Source organism: Natronorubrum halobium (assembly GCF_051351675.1).
Taxonomy (GTDB): Archaea; Halobacteriota; Halobacteria; order Halobacteriales; family Natrialbaceae; genus Natronorubrum.
In genome coordinates, this window is sequence record NZ_CP195595.1 from 497,102 (window position 1) to 514,253 (window position 17,152).

16 protein-coding genes are annotated in these 17,152 nt (G+C 64.8%); 8 read left to right on the plus strand and 8 right to left on the minus strand.

Translation table 11 applies throughout. The features are described from left to right. Positions 1-27: 27 nt before the first annotated feature. Positions 28-1,785, minus strand: coding sequence for an excinuclease ABC subunit C (locus tag ACSFC7_RS02430; RefSeq protein ID WP_436346174.1), 1,758 nt, complete (start codon positions 1,783-1,785; stop codon positions 28-30). 26 nt (positions 1,786-1,811) lie between these two features. Beyond that, the gene (locus ACSFC7_RS02435; RefSeq protein WP_436346175.1) at positions 1,812-2,594 is read right to left on the minus strand and encodes a hypothetical protein; all 783 of its coding nucleotides are present in this window, start codon (positions 2,592-2,594) and stop codon (positions 1,812-1,814) included. Positions 2,595-2,713: 119 nt separating this feature from the next. Between ACSFC7_RS02435 and ACSFC7_RS02440 the strand changes: the two genes are divergently transcribed. From ACSFC7_RS02440 to ACSFC7_RS02455, 4 genes are all read left to right on the plus strand, one after another. Further along, complete coding sequence (locus ACSFC7_RS02440) at positions 2,714-2,983, plus strand: hypothetical protein (RefSeq protein ID WP_436346176.1); 270 nt, start codon at positions 2,714-2,716, stop codon at positions 2,981-2,983. Between the two features lie 166 nt (positions 2,984-3,149). Continuing rightward, on the plus strand, positions 3,150-4,076 hold the full coding sequence (locus ACSFC7_RS02445) for an ATP-binding cassette domain-containing protein (RefSeq protein ID WP_436346177.1): 927 nt from the start codon (positions 3,150-3,152) through the stop codon (positions 4,074-4,076). Then, positions 4,073-5,008 carry an ABC transporter permease gene (locus tag ACSFC7_RS02450; RefSeq protein ID WP_436346178.1) on the plus strand — a complete coding sequence of 312 codons (936 nt, stop codon included), beginning with the start codon at positions 4,073-4,075 and terminating at the stop codon, positions 5,006-5,008. The genes ACSFC7_RS02445 and ACSFC7_RS02450 overlap by 4 nt, the downstream gene beginning before the upstream one ends. Positions 5,009-5,140: 132 nt before the next feature. Next, the gene (locus ACSFC7_RS02455) at positions 5,141-6,142 is read left to right on the plus strand and encodes an ArsA family ATPase (protein ID WP_436346179.1); all 1,002 of its coding nucleotides are present in this window, start codon (positions 5,141-5,143) and stop codon (positions 6,140-6,142) included. An 89-nt stretch (positions 6,143-6,231) separates the two neighbouring features. On the opposite strand, the gene ACSFC7_RS02460 is transcribed toward ACSFC7_RS02455, so the two are convergent. From ACSFC7_RS02460 to ACSFC7_RS02480, 5 genes are all read right to left on the minus strand, one after another. Then, on the minus strand, positions 6,232-7,509 hold the full coding sequence (locus ACSFC7_RS02460; protein ID WP_436346180.1) for an MFS transporter: 1,278 nt from the start codon (positions 7,507-7,509) through the stop codon (positions 6,232-6,234). 127 nt (positions 7,510-7,636) lie between these two features. After that, positions 7,637-9,715, minus strand: coding sequence for an NAD-dependent DNA ligase LigA (ligA, locus tag ACSFC7_RS02465; protein WP_436346181.1), 2,079 nt, complete (start codon positions 9,713-9,715; stop codon positions 7,637-7,639). A gap of 91 nt (positions 9,716-9,806) precedes the next feature. Beyond that, positions 9,807-10,178 (minus strand): 2Fe-2S iron-sulfur cluster-binding protein, encoded by a 372-nt coding sequence (locus ACSFC7_RS02470; RefSeq protein ID WP_436346182.1) that lies wholly within the window; start codon positions 10,176-10,178, stop codon positions 9,807-9,809. Between the two features lie 31 nt (positions 10,179-10,209). Then, positions 10,210-11,613 carry a selenium-binding protein SBP56-related protein gene (locus tag ACSFC7_RS02475; protein ID WP_436346183.1) on the minus strand — a complete coding sequence of 468 codons (1,404 nt, stop codon included), beginning with the start codon at positions 11,611-11,613 and terminating at the stop codon, positions 10,210-10,212. A gap of 62 nt (positions 11,614-11,675) precedes the next feature. Further along, positions 11,676-12,056 carry a 2Fe-2S iron-sulfur cluster-binding protein gene (locus ACSFC7_RS02480; RefSeq protein ID WP_436346184.1) on the minus strand — a complete coding sequence of 127 codons (381 nt, stop codon included), beginning with the start codon at positions 12,054-12,056 and terminating at the stop codon, positions 11,676-11,678. A gap of 194 nt (positions 12,057-12,250) precedes the next feature. Between ACSFC7_RS02480 and rio1 the strand changes: the two genes are divergently transcribed. Both rio1 and ACSFC7_RS02490 read left to right on the plus strand, forming a co-directional pair. Next, the gene (rio1, locus tag ACSFC7_RS02485) at positions 12,251-13,126 is read left to right on the plus strand and encodes a serine/threonine-protein kinase Rio1 (protein ID WP_436346185.1); all 876 of its coding nucleotides are present in this window, start codon (positions 12,251-12,253) and stop codon (positions 13,124-13,126) included. Between the two features lie 48 nt (positions 13,127-13,174). Beyond that, complete coding sequence (locus tag ACSFC7_RS02490; protein ID WP_436346186.1) at positions 13,175-14,032, plus strand: RNA ligase family protein; 858 nt, start codon at positions 13,175-13,177, stop codon at positions 14,030-14,032. A gap of 513 nt (positions 14,033-14,545) precedes the next feature. Here ACSFC7_RS02490 and ACSFC7_RS02495 read toward each other — a convergent pair. After that, the gene (locus tag ACSFC7_RS02495) at positions 14,546-15,394 is read right to left on the minus strand and encodes a hypothetical protein (protein WP_436346187.1); all 849 of its coding nucleotides are present in this window, start codon (positions 15,392-15,394) and stop codon (positions 14,546-14,548) included. Positions 15,395-15,973: 579 nt separating this feature from the next. Here ACSFC7_RS02495 and ACSFC7_RS02500 point away from each other — a divergent pair. Beyond that, positions 15,974-16,477, plus strand: coding sequence for a metallophosphoesterase (locus ACSFC7_RS02500; RefSeq protein WP_436346188.1), 504 nt, complete (start codon positions 15,974-15,976; stop codon positions 16,475-16,477). 113 nt (positions 16,478-16,590) lie between these two features. Further along, positions 16,591-17,148, plus strand: coding sequence for a KH domain-containing protein (locus ACSFC7_RS02505; RefSeq protein ID WP_436346189.1), 558 nt, complete (start codon positions 16,591-16,593; stop codon positions 17,146-17,148). Positions 17,149-17,152: the final 4 nt, after the last annotated feature.

Genomic DNA, 17,152 nt, shown 5'->3' on the forward strand with positions numbered 1-17,152 from the left:
TTCAGTTCGGGGCCGACGGCGTACCGCTCACAATCGTGATTTGAGGGTTTCAGCCGTCTTCTCCCCGACGCCGGAGACGCTCTCTAAGTCCTCGAGACTCGCCTCGCGAACGTTCTCGACGCTCCCGAACCGACCCAGCAGCCGCTTTCTGGTCTCCGGACCGATGCCGGGCACGTCGTCGAGCACCGTCTTCACCTCGTCCCGAATGGTCTGGTGGTACTGAACCGCAAACCGGTGGGACTCGTCGCGCACCCGCTGGAGGAGATGCAGGTGCGGGACGTCGCTGGGCCACGAAAACACCCGATCCGGGGTGACGACTTGCTCCTCGGCTTTCGCCAGCGCGATGGCGGGGACGTCCCAGCCAACCGCGGCCAGCGCGTCCCGTGCGGCCTCGAGTTGGCCCTCGCCGCCGTCGATCACCAGCAGATCGGGGTCCGGCCGATCGTCTCGCCCCTCGACGGCGCGGCTGGCGCGCCACTCGAGTAGCGTCCGCATGTTATCGTAGTCGTCGTTCTGATCGGTCAGTTTCTTCCGGCGGTAATCGGCCTTCTCGGCGCTGCCGTCGACGAACGTGACGTTGCTGCCGACCGCCGCTTTTCCCTGGGCGTGACTCACGTCGAAGCCCTCGATTCGCCGTGCCGAGTCGATCTCGAGGGCGTCCGCGAGCATCCCGCACTCGTCGCGACCGCCGACGTTCCGGCGGGCGTTCTTCAGCGCGAGTTCGACCAGTTTGGCCTCCCGGCCGGCCCCCGGCACGCGGACCGAGACGCCTTCGGCCTCGAGCCACGCGGCGACCTCGCTGTCCCCGTGGCGTTCGGGCAGGAGCAGGGCGTCGGGCAGGTCGCGCTCGGCGTAGTACTGGACGATGAAGGCGGCGAGGACGGCGGGGACGCCGCCCTCGTCGGTCCCGCTCTCTCCGACGTCCGTGCCCGGTGCCTCGAGCGTGTGCCGATCCCGGTCGACCAGTTTGCCGGTCTCGGCGCGCAGGCGGGCGACGGTCGCGTCCTCGCCCTCGATGGCGACCCCGAGCACGTCGACGGCGCGTTCGTCGCTCCGCGTCTGGACCGCCTCGCCGCCCTCGCCGTGGAAGGCTTCGACGGTCTCGAGTCGATCCCGCATGTTAGCCGCGCGCTCGAAGTTCTGCTTCTGGGCTGCGCCCTCCATCTCCCGGCGCAGCGGGTCCGCGAGGATGCCGGTCTCGCCCTCGAGGAAGCGCTCGACCGCGGTCACGTCCTCGGCGTAGCTCTCGAGGTCGATCTCGCGGGTACAGGGCGCGGTACAGAGCCCCATCTCGTAGTCCAGACAGGGTCGGTCGCGGCCCGCGTACTTGTGCTCCGAACAACCCCGAATGCCGTAGGTTTCCCGCAGTGCCTTCACGACCGTCTCGACCTGTCTCTTGTTCGTGTAGGGGCCGAAGACGGTCGCGGACTCGTCGGGGTCGCGGGTGATCTCGATCCCCGGGGCCTCGTGGCTCGTCAACTGGACCATCGGGTACGACTTGTCGTCCTTGAGTCGGACGTTGTATCGGGGCTGATGGCGTTTGATCAGGTTCGCCTCGAGCAACAGCGCCTGCGTCTCGGTGTCGGTGACGGCGATCTCGATCTCCTCGGCGCGGTCGACCATCCGGCGGATGCGCGCGCTTCGCGGATCCGCGTACGATCGGACGCGACTCCGGAGATCGACCGCCTTCCCGACGTAGAGCGTGGTGTCGTCGGCCCGGAACTGGTAGACGCCGGGCTCGCGCGGTAACGATCCGGCTCGGTCGCGAACCTCCTCGGCGTTCATCGGCGGCCCTAGGACGTCAGTGGCTTTCAGCCTGACTCCTCGGCGTCGTCGAGAGCGTCGGTATCGGTCTCGGCGACGGGCGTGTCCGCGCCGCCGATATCGGCATCCGTCTCGTCAGCGGGCGTGTCGTCTTCCGCGTCGACAGCGGTCTCGTCGGCGGAAGTGGCATCTCCCGTCCGCTGGCCGGTAGTCTCGCCGGTTCCTTCCGCGTCGGCCTCGACGACGGCATCGGTATCCACGGGACCCGGACCCGGCGCGATCGCCTCCTGCAGGTCGACCTCCCGGTCGCTCACGAGATCGGCGTCGGTAATCGGGAGCGAGATATCGTCGTCACCGCTCACCCGGAGCAGGAGTCGACGCGAGCGCGACTGCACGTACCGGACGAAGAACCCGGCGGCGATCAGTGTCAGGAGGATCCCGATCGCGAGGACGGTCAGATCGAGCACCGTGAGCAGGGTCTCGATGGTCTCGAGGGCACCGCCGGTGATCCCCGTCGTGTCTTCGACGTCGAAGCCGTCGACGATACTGGCGAGATCGTAGGTCATCGCCACGAGCAACACGCCCAGGGCGAGAAACAGGACGATCGTTCCCCAGACGAGCGGAGCCAGCGAATCCGCGGTCTCGACCGAGACGCGTGCGACGTTCGGCCGCTCGACGGTCCAGTAGTTCGGTCCGTCGCCGCCCTCCGTAAACACGAGGACGCGATCGTTCGTCACGACGATCGTCGCGGCCTCGAGGTCGACGCGCCGCTTTACGCGTTCGCCCTCGTACAGTAACTCGTCGACGTGCTCGCTCCAGACTCCGAGCATCCCGTCTCGAGGTTTCTCACCGACCGGCAAGTAGCTCGCGCCGTGTTGCGCAAATCGAGAATCTACGTGGTACCATTCGACACGGTACATTCTCGAGTCTCGATCCCCAACGACGGGGTATGAGTGACTCGACGATCCGGTGTTGGTTGGTCGAACGAACGTTCGACGACCGCAATCTCGTGACCATCGTTTACGCGACGCCAGACGGCTCGCGCTACCAGCAACGGGAGCGCTCCTCGACGTCGCTGCGGACCGGTGCCGACGTCACCGCGGCGACGGAGGTCCCCGAAACCGAACTCGAGCCGGTCTCCGACGAGGCGACTCGAGAACGGTACGCCACGGAGGCCGAACGGACCGCCGAACAGTACGATCCCGACGAACCGGTATAGACTTCGAAGTCGACGACTGCGAGCCGATAGCGGAGACGACGCGGACGGCCCGCATCGCGTTCGACCGAGGTGACCGATCGAGTGACAGTTTGTTCCTCCGGACGGACCGGAATATCAATACGACGAAGTAACAACTCTTATCGGCGAACGGTGAGAGCACACAGCCATGCCAGCTATCACAGTCGACAACCTGACCAAGTCCTACGGTCGGGAACTCGCACTCCAAGACCTCTCGTTTCAGGTCGAAGAGGGCGAGGTCTTCGGCTTTCTCGGTCCGAACGGAGCCGGCAAATCGACGACGATCAACGTCATTCTGGACTTCATCCGGCCGACCGCCGGTCGGGTGGAGGTACTGGGGATGGACGCTCAGGCACACAGTCGCGAGATTCGCTCGCGGACCGGCGTCCTCCCCGAGGGCGTCGAGACCTACGATCGCCTGACCGCCCGCCAACACCTCGAGTTCGCCATCGACTCGAAGGATACCGACGACGATCCGCGGGAACTGCTCGAGCGCGTCGACCTCGCCGACGCCATCGACAAGAAGGCCGGCGGCTACTCGAAGGGGATGTCTCAGCGACTCATGCTGGCGATGGCCCTCGTCGGCGAACCCGACCTCCTCATCCTGGACGAACCCTCGACGGGGCTCGACCCTAACGGGGCCCGTGAGATGCGAGAGATCGTCCGCGAGGAGAACGCCCGCGGCGCGACGGTGTTCTTCTCGAGCCACATCATGGAGCAGGTCGAAGCGGTCTGTGACCGCGTCGGCATCCTCCGCGACGGCGAGATGGTCGCCGTCGACACCGTCTCCGGACTGCGCGACTCCGTCAGCGGTGGGACGAGCCTGCGGGTCACCGTCGACCGGGTCGACGACGACGCGCTACAGGCCGTCCGGTCGCTGCCGGACGTCAACGACGCCGTCGTAGAGGGACAGAACCCGCCGACGCTGGTCGTGCAGGTCGACGGCTCGAAGACCGCCGTGCTGAGCGAACTCGAGGACCACGGCATCGAGGTCCAGGACTTCACGACGCGCGAGGCCTCGCTCGAAGACGTCTTCCAGTCCTACACGACGGGTTCGGAGGTGGAAGCGCGATGAGCACCGAATCCGGAACCGGAGCGGGGTCGGCGTCGACCTCGAGTTCGGTCAATCTCGAGAGCGTCCGTGCGGTCGCGAAGAAGGACTTTCAGGACGCCGTCCGGTCGTGGCTGTTCTGGGGACTGAGCGTCTTCTTCTTCGTGCTGCTGGTCGGGATCACGGGACTGCTCTCGTACTTCGGCGAGGATATCGCAGCACAGGGTCAGACGACGGAAGCGCTCGTCGGGATCGTCTATCAGATGACGCGGGTAGTGATCCCCCTGATCGCGCTGGTGCTCGGCTGGAAAGCCATCGCCGGCGAGCGAGAGACCGGGAGCATCAAGATTCTGCTCTCGTTGCCCCACTCACGGAAGGACGTGCTGCTCGGAAAGCTGATCGGCCGATCGGCCGTCCTCTCGGTCTCGCTGATCGCCGGGTTCGTCATGGCCGCGGTCGTCGTCGCCGCGTTGCTCGGCTCCTTCGATATCGTCGATTACGCCGGGCTCCTCGCGATGTCGATCATCTACGCCGTCGCGTACACGAGTATCGCCGTCTCGATCTCGTCGCTGTACGGATCGACGACCAAGGCCGGTGTAGGCTGTTTCGGCGTGTTCCTCCTGTTTTACCTCGTCTGGGGCTCGATCCAGCTGGCCGTTCAGCTGATGATGAGCCGCGACTGGATTTCGGGCGTCACCGTCAACGGCTTCGAACGGCGACCGAACTGGGCGTACTTCATCGACATGCTCGATCCGGGTAACGCCTACCAGAACGTCCTCTCGCTCGTGACCTCCGTCGCCGAGTTGGATCAGGAAGCGCTCGACGCGCAAGCGGAGTTCTTCGGCGGTAGCGTTCCGTTCTATCTGCAGGACTGGTTCTCGTTCGTCATCCTGCTGTTCTGGATCGTCGTTCCGCTCGCCATCGCGCTCTACCGGTTCGATCGCGTCGACCTCTGACGACCGATCTCGGCAGTCACGTGCGATATTTTCGCGCCTCGAGTCCGCTTACCGGGTACTTCCGGCCGCCAGTGAGGATACTCCTCGATAGCTGGCACTCGGTTTAGGTATCTGCCGCGCGTACGCGAGTCCGTGACCGACTGCATCTTCTACGGCGGGAAAGGCGGGGTCGGGAAGACGACCTGCGCGGCGGCGACCGGTCTCCGACTGGCCGACGCGGGCCGCCGGACGCTGATCGTCTCGACCGATCCGGCCCACTCGCTGTCCGACTCGCTCGAGGCCGACGTCGGACCCGAGCCGAGCGAACTCGAGGTGGGACCCGGCCCCGAGACGACCGACGAGGAGCGCCTCGAACTCGACGCGGGCGGCAGCCTCTGGGCCGTCGAGATCGACGCCGAGACCCAGCGGGAACGCTACGAGAAGTTGGCGACGGCGCTCGCCGCGGACCTCCGCAGCGCCGGCATCCGCCTCTCGGACGAGGAGGTCGAACGGATCTTCGCGTCGGGCGCACCGGCCGGCGGGGACGAGGTCGCCGCGCTGGACCTGCTCGTCGAGTACGTCGACTCGGGCGAGTGGGACGTCGTCGTCTTCGACACCGCGCCGACGGGCCACACCCTCCGGCTGTTCGACATGCCCGAGGTGATGGGGCCGGTCCTCGAGACCCTCCAGTCGCTGCGCGGGCAGGCCAGCCGAATCGGCACCGCGGCCAAGTCGGCGGTGTTCGGCCCGATGTCGATGATGACCGGCAGCGGTACCGACGGCGAGGAGAGCCTCGAGGCTTTTCAGGCCCGACTCGGGCGCGCTCGCGACCTGCTGGCCGATCCCGAACGGACGGAGTTTCGCGTCGTCCTCGTTCCGGAGGGAATGGCCATCGCCGAATCCGAGCGGCTGGTGGAGACGCTCCGCGACGCCGAGGTGCGGGTCGATCGACTCGTCGTGAACCGCGTCTTCGAGGACCCCGACGAGGGCTGTTCGCGCTGTCAGTCCCGGTACGAGCGGCACGCGAAGCGGGTTTCGGAGATTCGCGAGACGTTTCCCGGCCTCGAGGTCGTCACGCTGCCCGAACGCGAGGAGGAGATACGGGGACTCGAGGCGGTTCGGTCGATCGCCGATCGACTTCCCGCCGACCCGTAGCCGGGTTCGGTCGGAGAGTCACGGATCCGTCTAACGCATCAAAACTGTCCCGTAACCGGCGTTCGCGCTCGAACGCCACCGGTTCACGATCAGTCGCCCGTGATCCACAGTAACGCGAACGAGGCGGCCAACACGACGCTCACCGTGGCGATGGCGGGAAACGCCGCCACGATCCCCCACCGGGTCGAGAGGACGCCGAATACCGCCGGTCCGCTCGCGCTGCCGATGGCCGATCCGGTCTGGATGACGCCGAACAGACTCCCGCTCGAGGCCGTGTCGGCGTGCTGGGAGATCATCGCGTTCTTGACGGGATAGCTGGTGTACATTCCGGCGCCGATGACGGCGAACCACACCACCAGAATTACCGTCAGGACGCCGATCGGGAGTCCGCCGGAAACGGCCGCCAGCGCCAGCGTCGCGGCGACCAGCAGGGCAGTGACGAGCGAGGCGCCGATACCCAGCGCGACCCGATCGAACCGATCGGCGAGGTCACCCGCGTACAGCGAGGCGAGACTCCCCCCGACCAGGAGCGCGAAGAACGTGATGTTTCCCACCGACGCGGACGTTCCGGTCTCGGCGGCGACGTAGGCGGTCGTGTACGTCTGTATCGCCCGGTGTTGCATCGACAACACCAGCGTGACGAAAAAGAGGACGACGACGCTCTTCGTGATCGTGAGATCGAACGACAGGTCCGCCGATCGGATCGCCTGGCGGATCGTCGGCCGGGACTCACCGCCGTCGGCCCGAGGGCCGTCCGCTGACTCCGGATCCGCGTCGCTCGAATCCTCTGCCGTGACGAACAGATAGACTACCAGACAGCTGACGACGAGACCGATCGCGACGCCGGTACCGAGGGCGAGTCGCCAGCCCGCGACCGCGGCGACGCCGCCGACGACGACCGGCGCGGACATCGTCCCGAGCGCGCCGCCGAACCCGAACACGCCCATCGCCTTCCCTTCGGTCGCCTCGCTCTCGTAGTCGCTGACGAGCGCCATTCCGGTCGGGTGGAACGCGCTGCCGCTGATCCCGGCGATGGTCTGGCCGACGAGCAGCGTTTCGTAGCTCGTCGCGGCGCTCGCCAGAAAGATCCCGGCCGCCATACCGAACAGTCCGCCGACCAGGAGGCGTTCCTTCCCGATTACGTCGGCGAGCATGCCGGCGGGGAGCTGGAAGACGACGTACATGAGAAAGAAGACGGTCACGAGGAACCCCGCCTGCCCGTAGGTGATCCCGAGATCCGCGACGAGCAGCGGGATGATCGGCGGGATCACGATCGCGAAGAACTCGTTGACCCCGTGTCCGACGGTGATGGAGCCGACCGCTCTCGGACGAGAGACGTCACGTAACCGCCTGAGCAGAGTCAACACGGTGCTCTCCCATCACGGTCGTCGGTACTAAAACCGTCGGAACCCCATCCGTTTGGCCGAGAGTTTCGACAACGATGCGACCCGGACCGCCCACGACGTCGTTCGAAGGGAGACAGAAACGCGACGCTCACTCGAGGTTGATCCCGTACTCTCCCAGCAACTCCCGAAACTCGTCCTCGTCGACGATCGGCACGTCGTTCGCTTCGGCGTCGTCGCGTTTCGTCCGTCCCGGATTCTCGCCGACGACGAGGTAGTCCGTGTTCCCCGAGACGCTGCCCGTCGCGTTGGCCCCGTGAGCCTCGACGGTCTCCTGGGCCTCGCCGCGGGTGACGACCTCGAGCGATCCCGTGAAGACGAACGTCAGACCCTCGAGTTCGTCGCCGCCTGCGTCTGTATCGGCTTCCTGCGGCGAGACGTGCGCGAGCAGGTTGTCGACCGCTTCGGCGTTGGCCTCGCTGGCGAAGAACTCGTGAATTTGTGCGGCGACGGTCTCGCCGACGTCGTCGACGCCCTCGAGCCGTTCGGGGTCGTCCTCGGCCGTCTCGCGAAACGCCTCGAACGTCCCGAACTCGCGGGCGAGTTCGCGGGCCGTCGTCGGCCCGACGTGAGGGATCCCGAGCGCCGAGCAGAAGTCGGCGAGCGGGGGTTCGCGAGCGTCCTCGAGTTCGGACAGCAGGTTCTCGGCGCTGGTCTCGCCCCAGCCCTCGAGATCGGTCAGTTCCTCGCGCTCGAGTTCGTAGAGGTGGGCGACCGATTCGAGCAAGCCGGCGTCCACGAGTTGACGGACGCTCTTCTCGCCCAGTCCCTCGAGATCCAGCCCGTCGTCGCTGGCGTAGTACTCGATCGAGCGGCGGAGTTGCGCGTCACACGCCAGCCCGCCGGTACAGAAGGCGATCGGCCCGTCGCGCTCGACGGCGCTGCCACAGACCGGGCAGTGATCGGGCAGTTCGTAATGGCCCTCGCTGCCCTTCTCGACGACCTCCTCGACGTAGGGGATCACGTCGCCGGCGCGCTGGACGCGGACGGTATCGCCCACGTTGACGTTCTTCGACTCGATCTCGTCCGGATTGTGGAGACTCGCTCGAGAGACCGTCACGCCGCCGACGTCGACCGGCTCGAGGAGGGCGACCGGGGTCAGACGGCCCGTCCGACCGACCTGCACCGCTACGTCGACGATCGGCGTGACCTCCGCGCGGGCGGGGAACTTGTAGGCGAACGCGTAGCGGTCGTGGCGAGCCGTTCGCCCCAGTTCCTCGCGGGCCTCGCGGTCGTCGACCTTGATGACGGTGCCGTCGATCTCGTAGCCCAGATCGTCCCGAGCCTCGAGCATCCGGTCGCGGTACTCGATCGCGTCCTCGATGTCGTCCGCGAACTCGATATGCTCGGTGACCCGCAGTCCCCACTCGGGGAAGCGTTCGAGTTCCGCGCTGTGGCTGTCCTCGAGATCGCTGGCCGCGAGCACGTCGAAGTAGAACACCTCGAGCGGCCGTTCGGCGACGATCGAGGGATCGAGCTGTCGGATGGTTCCTGCAGTCGCGTTTCGGGGGTTCGCGAACGGCTCCTCGCCGCGTTCGATGCGCTCGCGGTTGTGCGCCTGAAACGCGTCCTTGGGCATGTAGACCTCGCCGCGAACCGCGAGAAAGTCGGGGTAGTCGCCGTGGAGTTTCTGGGGCACCGAGCCGATGGTGCGGGCGTTTCGCGTGACGTCGTCGCCCTCGCGGCCGTCGCCGCGGGTGACGGCGCGCTCGAAAGATCCCTCCTCGTAGACGAACTCCATCGAGACGCCGTCGAACTTGGGTTCGCAAACGTACCGGACCTCACCGACTTCTTTCCGCACGCGGTCGTCGAACTCCCGGACGTCCTCGGCCTCGCCGCTCTGGTCGATCGAGAGCATCGGCGCGACGTGTTCGACCGTCTCGAACGCCTCGAGCGGTTCCCCGCCGACGCTTCTGGTCGGACTGTCGGGATGTGAGAGGTCGAACGCATCCTCTAAGTCCTGCAATCGCGTGAAGAGGGCATCGTACGTTCGGTCCGCGATGATCGGATCGCCCTCGACGTAGTACCGGCGGTCGTGCTCGCGAATCGCCTCCCGGAGCAGTTCGACCTGCTCGCGGGCCTCGTCTTCGGAGAATTCCTCGACTGGATCGAAGTCGGTCGGGGGATCCCGGAGGTACGGGTTCTCCGCGTCCTCGTCGGCGACAGACATTACTCGAGGGTAGCCGCTCACACCCGTTAACGTTACTGACTGCCCCTCGACCGCGAAGTCGGGGGATCGTCGCCGACCGGCTCGAGGCGCGTCACTTCCAGGGGTTCTCCACCAGTTCGGTGTGGACGCTCGCGCCGACGGCGATCCGGCAGTCGGTCCGCGGCGAGGCGATACACAGCAGCACGTAACCGGCCTCTCGGTGCCGAGCCTTCAGCGCTCGAGGCGGGCGACGATATTCGAAGGCGTCGTCGACGTCGTCCGCGCCGGCGTCACCGTTCGCCGTCTCCGCTCCCGACGCCTCGAGCAGTCGTCCCGTACAGGTCCCGCAGGCGCCGGTGCGACAGCCGAACGGGAGGCCGATATCGGCGCGCTCGGCGGCCTCGAGCACCGTCTCGTCCTCGCGGACCGCGACCGTCCGCGTGCGTCCGTCCGGCCACTCGAGGGTCGCGTCGCGGGTCGTCATGTGAGCGACCGATCGGCGTTCGAGCGTCCGATCACTGCCAGACGTCGCTCGTGCAGTCGCCGTCGGGCCAGCGGATCTCGTGGGCGCGGGCCGGCCCCTCGGGACAGTCCGCCCAGTCGACGAGGAAGTCCTCGTCGAGTTCGAGCGTACCGTTCCGGGGGTCGACGTCGGCCTTCAGCATCACCGAACCCCGCTCGCCCTCCTCGGGGTAGAACTGGTCGTCCCACGAGGAGAACAGCGAGGTGGTCCAGTAGAGCCGTTCGCCGTCCAGCGAGAGCTGGATCATCTGCGGGCCGGCAGCGAGTTCGCGACCCTGCACCTCTTGTACCTCCCCGAAGGTCCCGCCGACCGAGAGCGAGTCGGCTCGGCGCGGATTCGCAGGATCCGAGATATCGTACATCCAGACCTCGCCGTGGAGCCAGTTCGAGCCGAACAGGTACCGATCGTCCATCGAGATCAGGATGTCCGTCGGGAGCGCGGGAACCGGCATGTCCCAGTCGTCGTGCTCTCGGCTCTCGAAGTCGATCACCTTCTCCGCGCGGTATTCTTCACGCTCTTCGTCCCTCCAGAAGTGGAAGACGTTCGACGAGAGCGCGGCCCCGACGAACCCGTGGGTCGATTCGGGGGTGTGGAGGAACCGCACCTCGAGCGGGATCAGCCCCTCCTCGCCGAGGTCGATGGTCTGCTCGACGGTGCCGTCCTCCCAGTCCCAGAAGTGGAGCTTCTGGCCGTAGTTGCCCGCCTCGACGTCGTCGAGGTCGAAACCCGGATAGTACGTTTTGGGGGCGGCCCACTCGCTCGAGACCATCACGTTCTGGCGGGGCTGGTACCAGTAGTCGTAGTTCATCTCGATCTCGCCCGGCGGCTCCCACCGGCCCTCGATCTCGAAGTCCTCGTTCAACTCGAGGAAGCCGCCCGGGAGGTCGCCGTCGGCGTCCCCGAGCATGCTGATCAGGATCTGGCCGTCCGGGATGCAGTGGACCGTGTGCGGCGCCGAGAGGTCGTGTTCGAAGACCTCCTCGGGTTCGATCACCTCGACCAGTTCGGGGTTCCGCCGGTCCGCGGCGTCGATCACGTGGATCCGCGAGGAGCGCTGCCCGGGGACGATCAGGTGTCGCCGCTCGAGGCCCTCGACGTGACAGGACGACGAGCAGGCGTTCCACCCGAAGTGGTGGAGTTCGTCGCCGCGCTCGGGCATCTCGATCCGGTCGACGATCTCGCAGTAGGTCTCCGAGTCGGGATCGAGGTCGACGACCCCGACGAAGTCCGACGCGTCGACGTCCGTGCCGACGTAGAGGCTCATCACGTAGGCCAGTTTCTCCCGATCGCCCTCCTCGATGGCGGCCTGCGGCGTCGCGTAGCCGGGCCCCTCGTGGTGATGATGCTCGTGGTCGTGGTCCGGTTCCACGTCGTCTGGTGCGCTAACATCACTCATGAAGTTTCCCGACCACGAGCAAGGGGATAAATCTGGTCGGGGAACCGCGACGGGAACGGGAGCTACGCCCAGGGGCTGTCGCCGACTTCCGCGCGCACCCGCGGGCCGACCTCGACGCGGCAGTTGGCTCTCGGGGCGGCGATACACAAGAGGACGTAGCCGTCGGCCCGTTCACGGTCGGTCAGCGCCTCCGGCAACCGTCGATAGGTGAACCCGTCCGCGGCGTCGAGTGGGTGATTCGTCTCGCCGTCGTCGGAGTCTGTCTTCCCGTCTTCGATCGCGATCAGCCGGCCCACACAGGTGATGCAGGTCCCGGTGCGGCAGTCGAACGGGAGTCGGACACCGGCCCGCTGGGCCGCATCGAGCACCGTCTCGCCCTCGTCGACCTCGATCGCGTGGTTCGGACCGTCAGTTCGCACGAGCGTCACGTCGTAGCGGGTCATCGCTCGATCCTCACCGCCGAACCGAGTTCGGAGCAGTCGGCCATACGAGCCATACCACGCGCAGGCAAAAAAGACGGGACCCGACATACCGATTCGAGATCACACCGCCGGTCCGAAGCCGTCGGATCGCTGAACCCGAGACGACCGTCGGATACCCAGTCTTTACCCGCACCGCTCTCGTAGAGGCCGACTAGATGGGACAGGGAACGGATACGGAGTTCGGACTGGTCGACCTCGAGGAAGTGGAAACGCCGGGCGACGAGTGGGAGGAGATCGACGTCTCGGAAACCGAGGCCGACCGGATCGCTCGCAAGCGAGATCGCGAGTTCGAGCAGTTCGAGGAGCGGATCAAGGACGCCGACCAGTTCAAGGTCGAGCAGTCGGTGTTCGACGACGCGACCCTGGCGGCGCTCTACAAACTCGTCCAGGACGGCTACGTCGAGGCGTTCGGCGGCCCGCTCTCGACGGGCAAGGAGGCCAACGTCTACCACGCGCTGGGCGACGACCGCGACGTCGCCGTCAAGATCTACCGGATCAACGCCTCGAATTTTCGCCAGATGCGCGACTATCTCGAGGGCGACCCCCGCTTCGAGGGTCTCGGCGGCAAGAAGAAAGACGTCGTGCTGGCCTGGACGAAGAAGGAACTCGCCAACCTCGAGCGAGCCAAGGCTGCCGGCGTGCGGGTACCGGAGCCGATCGCGACCGAGCGCAACGTGTTGGTCATGGAGTACATCGGCGACGACGACGGCCGCGCGAAACGACTCGGCGAGGTCCACATCGAGAACCCGGAGACCGCCTACGAGGTCATGCGCGAGTACATGCGCCGCCTCTACTCCGCGGGCATCATCCACGGCGATCTGAGCGAGTACAACGTCGTCTTCGACGAGGGCCAACTCGTGATCATCGACGTCGGACAGGCCGTCACCGTCCACCATCCCAACAGCCAGAAATTCCTCGAGCGAGACTGTTACAACGTGGCGAGTTTCTTCGCACGGCAGGGTCTGGAGACGGACGAAGACGAGTTACTCGAGTTCGTGACGAGTCCGGAGCCGGACCCCTCTGGAGAGTAGGAGACCGGCCAGCAGCGGAACTCACAGCCAGGTTGCGGACGATTTCGAATGAAGGAACTTCCACCGATCCCGCGCGTCGCCGATGCCCCCGACCGACTGTTCGAGGAGGGGCATCTGTGGCTCCTCGAGAAGGTCGACGGAGCCGGGTTTCGCTTCCAACTCCAGCAGTCGGGACTCGTTCGATTCGGCGATCGAACCCGCGTGTACGACGACCCCGATGCCGTTCCAGAGCCGTACCAGCACGCCGTCCGCCACGTTCGGGAGAATTTGGACCGCGACGCGCTCCGGAGTGCCGTCGACGACGTCGAGGACGTCGTCTTCTTCGGCGAAGCGATGCACCACCGGACAATCGCGTACGACTGGGAGCGGACGCCGTCGTTTCTCGGCGTCGACGTCTGGTCGGCCGATGCGGGGAAATTTCGCCCGCCGGACGCCGTCGAAGCGATTTTCGAGGGGATCGGCCTCGAGCCGGTGAACGTCTTCGAACGGGAGTGCCGCGCGCGGCATTTCGATCCCGACTCGTACACCGTTCCGCAGTCCGACTGGTACGACGGCCCCGCCGAAGGCGTCGTCGTTCGGAACAAGCGGGGCCAGCGCGCGAAAATCCTCCATCCGGAGATTCGAGAGCGCGACGAACCGGCCCCGATCGACGCGTCGGCCGAGGAGGCGGCAGCGGCGTACGCTACTCGAGGACGGTTCCGGAAACTCGCTGAGAGACTCGAGGAGCGAGGTCGGCCCGTAACGTTCGAGCCGCTCTACGAGCGCGTTCTCGAGGATATCACTCGCGAGGCGCACGTCCGACTCCACCACGGCCAGAGCAACGTGGAAATGGGGGACTTTCGCTCGGAGGTCGCCGCACTGACGCGGGAGTTCCTCGACGAGCGAACCAACGGCGCGGCGGGGTGATGGCTGCTCGAGTCGACAAAAAACGAGCGCCTAGGGGTCCCGACTCAGCGACCGACTGTCAGCAACGAGTACAGATCTCGGCCGAGGCTTAATACGATTCCTTCAATTCCCCCCGGAAAATGGGAAAGCTACCTGAACCGTACTGTAGCAACCATCATAAATTAGGGTAGCGCACGTGAGGCGGATCGCGACAGCGCCTCACGAATGCGATACCAGGACTATTGAACAAATTGTAATATACCGGTCTACCAAGATGTGATGAAGCGTAGTTGCGCAGTAGTAGCTCAGGTGTAGAGAGACACAATCTGTGCACGGGAACTTACTTATTCAACGATGCACTATCTTTTCGTACAGGAGAGCGGGACCTCCCGAGAGAGACCATGGAATTCGAGGATCAACTTCGCTCGCTTGAAGAACGATACGAGATTTCCGAAAGCGAACGTGCACGAGAACTCGGTCGAACCGTTGCCCAGCTTCGGGACTAACCTCAATCCACCAACTTACTGGCCGAAGTTAGCGTCTCAGTCCGTGTTTTGCAGATACTCGAGGAACTCCTCTTTGTCTGGGCCCTGCTCGAAACGGAGGTGAGACGCGTCGGCTCGCGTAACCGACTCGGTCATGAACTCCGTGCAAAGATCGGAATGATGCGCCGCATACACCGACAGAGCTTCTGAATGCCGCATCTCGAGATCGTACTCCGAGAGATCGTTCGATACCGCCCTTTCGCAAGACGACATCACAGCCCCACTCGCTGAGCAGCCTGAACGGCATCGTGTTCCGGCGCACGGTGAGAAGACGTTTTGAATCGACAATATACGGATCGACCCACTTCCGCCAATCGTACGTCTCAGTCGCTAACTCCGGTAGTGAAAACGACAAATCAGCGCTCTCGATGTACCACTCGGCGAACGCGATCGACGTTCGGTGGTTAGCGTTCGGAAGCGGATGTGCCAAGATGAGCGACGACAGCAACTGGCCCGCAACATCGACGACCGAGCCGGACCAGTCAACGTGATCGAGTGCAGTCGGGATGCGATCGACCTCTATCTGTTTGTAGATCTCGAGTTTCTCCCCTTCTTCCAGCTCCATGGCCTCGAGGACACCTTCGAACGTCTGGAGAATTCGCATGGCGAAGAGGCGATCTGGCTCTGACATTCCGTCCAACTTCGCTTCCAACTCGCCGGTGATTTCGTCGATGATGCCGCTCGCACCAGAGTTGGTAAACAGGACGTGAACCGTTTTCTCCAGGAGGTAGGTTTCGACCTTCCCGTCGTCGGGGTTGATCTCGTCTGGGTCCAGGGTTACGTACGCGAGTGAGTATTGCTCGTCGTCGGGGTGGTGATAGTGGACGAGATCGGTCATTGCAGTCGGGAACGCACCGGTGACACATAATGGCTGTTCGTCGGTACTTCTACTGATCCGAATACGAGTATTTCACCCGGCGAAAATAACGTTTTAGCCGACAGGTTGGTAGATTACGACCCGGCTATTCGTAATCGGGTCAAAAGACCGATTTGACCCAATAACTCAGTGTAGATCTCTAACCCGAGGGGTAAATACCTGAATTGGATGCTAAACCGACTACCGGTAGTCGGGTGATTTCACTTCACGCGGGGATAGCTACTGCTACCAATTTGTGCGTTGTAAGCGGATCAAGTACGTGTTTTTGCGATAGAATTTGTTCCGGAGTCAGGTGAGGTGACTCGCTTTCGGCTAATTTGAAGACTGAAATCCGTCTGGAACGGTACGCGTATATCGAATGATTCTCCGCAAATATTTCGAGCGTTATCTTGCCTGGAGAGACCAAACTAAACCCGTTACTGGTCGATCTATTGCCAGCGACTCCCGGCTTTTGAACCTTCATTTCGGACGGTCTGGAGATGCCTCTCCAGGGCTTTTCGCTCCCGAACGCATTAGTGGCTCGCCAGCGCGACCTCCTGTATGAACATCGGGATCATTTCCGACACGCACGACAACGTCGAAGCGATCGAGCGGGCGACCGAGGTCTTCGAGGAGGAGGGCGTCGAAATCGTGATCCACTGCGGCGACTTCGTCGCCCCGTTGATGATCGGCTACTTCGACGGGTTCGAACTCCACGGCGTCCTCGGGAACAACGACGGCGACGTCGCGAACCTCCGGGCTGCGTTCGACTCGCTGGGTGACGAGAGCGAACTCCACGGCCGCTTCGCGAGCCTCGAGTTCGACGGCCTCTCCTTCGCCGTGCTCCACGGCGAGCACCTCGAGGAGGTCGAGGCGATCGCCGCCGGCGAGACGTTCGACTTCGTCTGTTACGGCCACCACCACGAGCGCGAGCTATCGGACGAGGGCCGAACGACGGTGCTCAATCCCGGCGCACACGTGCTGGCCAAATCCGAGGCGGATCGGACGGTTGCGATCGTCGACACGCTCTCGGAGTCGGTACGGTTCCGATCCCTCGTCGAGTGATCGAGGCGACTCGGACGGCCGAGGATGGAACGGCGACGGACTCGAGTGGGCGTCAATCGCACCCGTACCTCGCGTACCAAGCGCTTAACCTCGCCCAGCTAGTACTGTGCCGTATGCAACACGTGAAGATTCCGCAGGACCGCATCGGCGTTCTCATCGGCGAGGGCGGCGAGACGATGCGCGAAATCGAGGCGGAGGCCGAGGTGCGACTCGACATCGATTCGGAGAACGGCTCCGTCGCCGTCGAGACCGTCGGCGATCCCGTGCTCGGCCTCAAGGCGCCGGATATCGTCCGCGCGATCGGCCGCGGCTTCTCGCCCGACGCGGCGTTGCGACTGCTCGAGGACGATATGATGCTGTTCGACGTCGTCGATATCGACGCCGCCGCACGCAACACGAACGACATGAAACGCAAGAAGGGCCGGCTCATCGGCGAGGGCGGCCGCACTCGCGAACTCATGGAGGAACTGTCGGGCGCCGACGTCGTCATCTACGGCTCGACCCTCGGCATCATCGGCGCGCCACAGCAGGTCGACGTGGTCCGCAGCGCCGCCGAGATGCTCCTCGATGGAGCGCCACACGGCGCCGTCTACTCGTTCCTCGAGGAGAAACACAACGAGATGAAACACCAGGGCATGGAGTACCACCGGTTCCCCGGCGGACAGTCCTGATCGA